Consider the following 4,503-nt stretch of genomic DNA (forward strand, 5'->3'; position numbering starts at 1 on the left):
GCTAAATATAGGGTTGGAGGATAGTATTATTTCTGAAATAACAAATAGTGACATAATCGCAATTTCATCAGTTCTTGTTGCGCTGGTTGCCTTGGTCGTAGTTATTCTACAAGGTCATGTGAGCAGAAAACACAATATGTTAACTCTAAGACCGGTATTGATAATAGAAAGTGAAAGTTCCTTGAAGCATGGTGTATCTATAAGGTTTCGCAATCACGGGCAAGGCCCAGCTTTTATCAAAAAGTTAGAATATATCATTGATGGTAAGAGTTATAATCTTTACTCAGGCAACGATTACAGCGATTTGATGAAAAGGGTAGGTTTAGTACATTTTGACTTTAGTATAAAATGCAATGCTTCAGTATCTGATAGTGTAATACCTTCTCTTGGCGAAGGTATATTCATTCAATTTTACAATTATGATGGTTCAAAAATTGAAGATGAAAATACAAATAGAACTATTATCGAATCCTTGCCTGAATTTAAAGTTAAGTACAAATGCAGCTATGATAAAAGCTATGTTGAAACATGGAAAATGAGTAACGTAGAAAATCGTGTATAAATTAGCCTAACAAAGCGTTTAAGACGGATTCGCAACACTTGGCATTTTTAGTTTGAATCAACTTTAGTGTTTACGGCACAATGGTTTAGGTAAGGTGGTAGCGTTGCTCACCACTTAACGCGGCGTTAGGCTAACTTCCACAGAATTGATTTGTTAGTCGCAAAATTTGCTAGTGGGCGGTGAGATTGTTTATTGTACGAAAATATTATGGTTCTATAACCTTTGTTTCTTATGGGCGTATGGTAACTCAATGAAAATCATAATCTTCCTCAGCACAGTCTTAATAGCCAAGTACATAGGTATGCAAATCGGTCTGACTTACAATATCATTTCAGACCCATTTAATTTCAAGCTCGCGCTGTTCGACTTTACCTTGTATCTCTCGGTATATTTTGTGCTGACGTTTTTATATGGTAAAGCTAAAGTCTTCGTTGGTAAGAATTAGCCTAACAAAGCGTTTAAGACGGATTCACAACGCTTGGCATTTTCGGTTTGCTTTGAATTTAGTGTTTACGGCACAATGGTTTAAGTGCAGTGGTCTGCGTTGCTCACCACTTAACGCGGCGTTATACGCAAAGGCGAAAAATGGACAAATTCGAAATACGTGATGATGACAATGGGATTGGTAAGGTATTAATCTTAAAAGACTCTTGGTCAGATCATGTCTTAAATTATATGCTTTCTAACGATATTAGGGCACTTCGATTGGAAAGCTCACTAGGCTTCCAAGAACGAGACATATCATTCATATCAAAACTCACTTTTCTAAGAAGTTTGGAAATATATGTTTGGGATGCAACCGGTTTGAAGAGTATTGAATTTTTACCACAGTTGGAAGTATTAGGGCTTCAATGCAAAAGCCAACAAAAAATAGATTTTTCGAGCTTTTCCGGTTTGAAGGTTTTTTTAGCTACTTGGTCCAAAGGTCTAAGTTCAGTATTTAAACTTGATAGTGTCAGGAAGTTAAATATCCAAAACTACCCAAATCGGAACTTAGAGTCGCTAAGTGGTATGGAAAACTTAGAACAGTTGTACCTTACATCGAGAAAGCTAGAAAACCTTGAGGGAATAGAGCAATTATCTAAGTTGAACTTACTGGATCTCTATAACTGTCCACTTCTAGTCTCTCTGAATGGCACAGGAAAATGCTCCAAATTAAAGGATATCGAGATTGAAGCGTGTAATCGGGTTTGCGTATAACAAAGCGTTTAAGACAGATTCCCAACGCTCGGCATTTTCAGTTTGGTTCAGCTTTAGTGTTTAAGGTGGCAAGGTTTTAGGTTAGGTGGCAGGCGTTGCTCACTACTTAACGCAGCGTTATGGCGCAGGGACAAATCACACTCATCAGTTGCTATAATTGATTTGTATCCAAGGCTAGGACATTAATTATGAAAAAGTCAGAAGCAATACAACGAGCGAGAAGTATATATGGTGTTGACTTTCGCAGCCGTAATACTCACTTTTCAAAGATCAATAAGGCACTGCCTGTTTGGTGGCTAGAAGTTTCATTGGACAAAATTGATGATAGTCGGCTCAAGCAAATCTATTTTTTACTTGAAGATGGTACGAACATACATTTGCTCGACATTCCAACAGAGTACTTGCGCGAGAATAAGTCTGGTTTTTACATTCGGCATGATAAGAATCATATGTGTTTCAAAATAGATGTATCATCATATCAAGAGCTTATGGGTTCTAGAAGAGAGTTAATGAAACGCTTTAGAGTATCGCCATAACAAAGCGTTTAAGGCGGATTCACAACGCTTGGCATTCTTAGTTTGATTAGGATTAAGTGTTTACGTCACAATGGTTTAGTTTCGGCGGTCGCGTTGTTCACCACTTAACGCAGCGTTAGTTGCACAGGGAGGTATCGTGGAAGAATTATCCGGTGGAAGAGAATCTGCAATATATCTAGATGGTGAAGTCGTCTATCGACCTCTTCAGCTATGGAGCAATACGATTCATCTTATTTTGAAGCACTTAGAGCAAACAAAAGTAGATGAATGTCCAAAATTTCTTGGTGTAAATCAAGACCAAGAAATCCTAAGTTTTGTCGCAGGTAATACCTACAATTATCCGCTAGCTGGCGCAATCGCAACAAATGAAGCACTCATTTCAGCGGGTAAATTACTACGAAAAATACATGACTCAACAGCTTCACTCTTGGAGCAACTCGATGTCAATGCACACCGATGGATGTTAGACCCGAGAGAACCATTTGAGGTTATCTGTCATGGTGACTTTACCCCATACAATGTTGCCCTATTAGAAAATACAGTTGTTGGTGTGTTTGACTTTGATACAGCGCACCCAGCACCAAGGGTATGGGATTTAGCATATTCAGTATATTGTTGGTCTCCTTTCAAAACTGACAGCAATGATAAACTAGGCACAATCTCAGATCAGGTGGCTAGAGCTAAGTTGTTCTGTGACAGTTATGGTGCAACTGAATCGGAAATAGAGCAATTAGCTGATGCTATGGTTCAGCGATTACAAGCTTTAGTATCCTTCATGCGTAGTGAAGCTGAAAATAGTAATGAAGCCTTTGCTGAAAATATAGAGCAAGGTCATCTTCAAGCCTATCTAAATGACATAGAATATATCACTGAAAATAAACAACAAATTCAGTGCGCATTGTGCAACTAACAAAGCATTTAAGAGTGATTCCCAACGCTTGGCATTTTTTATTCCATCGTTGGGTTCTGTGTTTACGGTGGTATGGTTGAGTTTTGTGGTAGCGTTGCTCACACCTTAATGCGACGTTATGTTTACAATCAAAATTCGTGTAAATTCAAGGCTATGTTCTTAATTATGAATGAAGAAAAAGCTAAAAAAATTATAGAAAAATTGCACTCTGATCCAAATAATTGGAGAAAAAAAGAGTTTAAAAATGCTTACTTCGCTCTGACGGGACAGAAGCAGGTTATGTCTAGAGAAATGGCTCAAGAGATCCTTATGGCACTTGCTGATAATGAAAAACGCTGGGAAAGCGTTGAGTATGTGTCTGCATTTCTACTATTAACAGGTACATGGTTATTGCCAAATACTATTGCTCCAAGTGGTATGTCTAGTCAAATTAAGGCTGGATATAGTCAAGGAGATCTGCTTACTTGCTCTAGTCCATTGGCGTACAAAAAATAAACATAACAAAGCGTTTAAGACGGATTCCCAACGCTTGGTATTCTGGGTTTGCTTCAGCTTAAGTGTTTACGGCACAATACTTTAAGTGCAGTGGGTTGCGTTGCTCACCACTTAACGCGGCGTTAGTTGCTTGGAGTCTAAATGGAAATATCAAAGAACAAAAAGAAGCAAATTAGAGTGTTAGTAGAAAAGTGTAAATCCAAGCAAGGAGAATATCTCCCAGCGCATCACGGTTCTGGAAGTTGGGCTACAACTTACTCTACCGAATTCATCAACAGTGCTTGCGAATTGTACATTCTATTCCAAGAACTTGAGCTTGGTGATCCTTTATATTTACTCTCCATAAAATTCCGATCTGCGGGTATCCGTTCGTGTCGAGGAGCTGAATTTCACGTAGATCGAGTTGAGTATTTATATACGACTCATCTTCGTCACCGCATTGAAGAAATGCGCGCAAAGCATAAAAAGAAACCAGTTCACAATAAAGTATCTTGTCCATATTGCGCCAAAATGGTAGTTGATCTTACCCAACATGTAAGTCAGTCACATCCTGAGTCGTGGAACCACTTTTCCGTTCAAAACAGCGTAGACCTAAAAGGTAAAACTAGATGTTTTTCATGTGGCTCATTCCTGAAAACAATTGAGGGACACAAGGAAAAATGCTTACGAACACTTGAAGTTCGCAACTAACAAAGCGTTTAAGACGGATTCCCAACGCTTGTCATTTTCGGTTTGATTCAGCTTTAGTGTTTACGGCACAATGGTTTAAGTGTGGTGGTTTGCGTTGCTCACCACTTAAC

The 4,503-nt window shown here is 38.6% G+C and carries 7 protein-coding genes; all 7 read left to right on the forward strand.

Annotated features, from left to right (window positions below; all coding sequences use genetic code 11):
• Positions 1 to 562: hypothetical protein (locus OCT63_RS21165; RefSeq protein WP_269984570.1), on the forward strand; the 562-nt coding region annotated here is incomplete at its 5' end.
• 250 nt (positions 563 to 812) lie between these two features.
• Positions 813 to 1,007 (forward strand): hypothetical protein, encoded by a 195-nt coding sequence (locus OCT63_RS21170; RefSeq protein ID WP_161675397.1) that lies wholly within the window; start codon positions 813 to 815, stop codon positions 1,005 to 1,007.
• Positions 1,008 to 1,147: 140 nt separating this feature from the next.
• Complete coding sequence (locus OCT63_RS21175; protein ID WP_161688609.1) at positions 1,148 to 1,762, forward strand: hypothetical protein; 615 nt, start codon at positions 1,148 to 1,150, stop codon at positions 1,760 to 1,762.
• Between the two features lie 188 nt (positions 1,763 to 1,950).
• The gene (locus OCT63_RS21180; protein WP_161688611.1) at positions 1,951 to 2,298 is read left to right on the forward strand and encodes a hypothetical protein; all 348 of its coding nucleotides are present in this window, start codon (positions 1,951 to 1,953) and stop codon (positions 2,296 to 2,298) included.
• Positions 2,299 to 2,434: 136 nt separating this feature from the next.
• Entirely contained in the window at positions 2,435 to 3,208 is a 774-nt protein-coding gene (locus OCT63_RS21185) for an aminoglycoside phosphotransferase family protein (RefSeq protein ID WP_161688613.1), read from the forward strand.
• A 165-nt stretch (positions 3,209 to 3,373) separates the two neighbouring features.
• A complete protein-coding gene (locus tag OCT63_RS21190) occupies positions 3,374 to 3,703 on the forward strand; it encodes a hypothetical protein (protein WP_161688653.1) in 330 nt (109 codons plus the stop codon).
• A gap of 141 nt (positions 3,704 to 3,844) precedes the next feature.
• The gene (locus OCT63_RS21195) at positions 3,845 to 4,393 is read left to right on the forward strand and encodes a hypothetical protein (protein ID WP_161688570.1); all 549 of its coding nucleotides are present in this window, start codon (positions 3,845 to 3,847) and stop codon (positions 4,391 to 4,393) included.
• The last annotated feature ends 110 nt before the right edge of the window (positions 4,394 to 4,503 follow it).

The organism is Vibrio sp. RW (assembly GCF_027587105.1).
GTDB lineage: Bacteria > Pseudomonadota > Gammaproteobacteria > Enterobacterales > Vibrionaceae > Vibrio > Vibrio toranzoniae.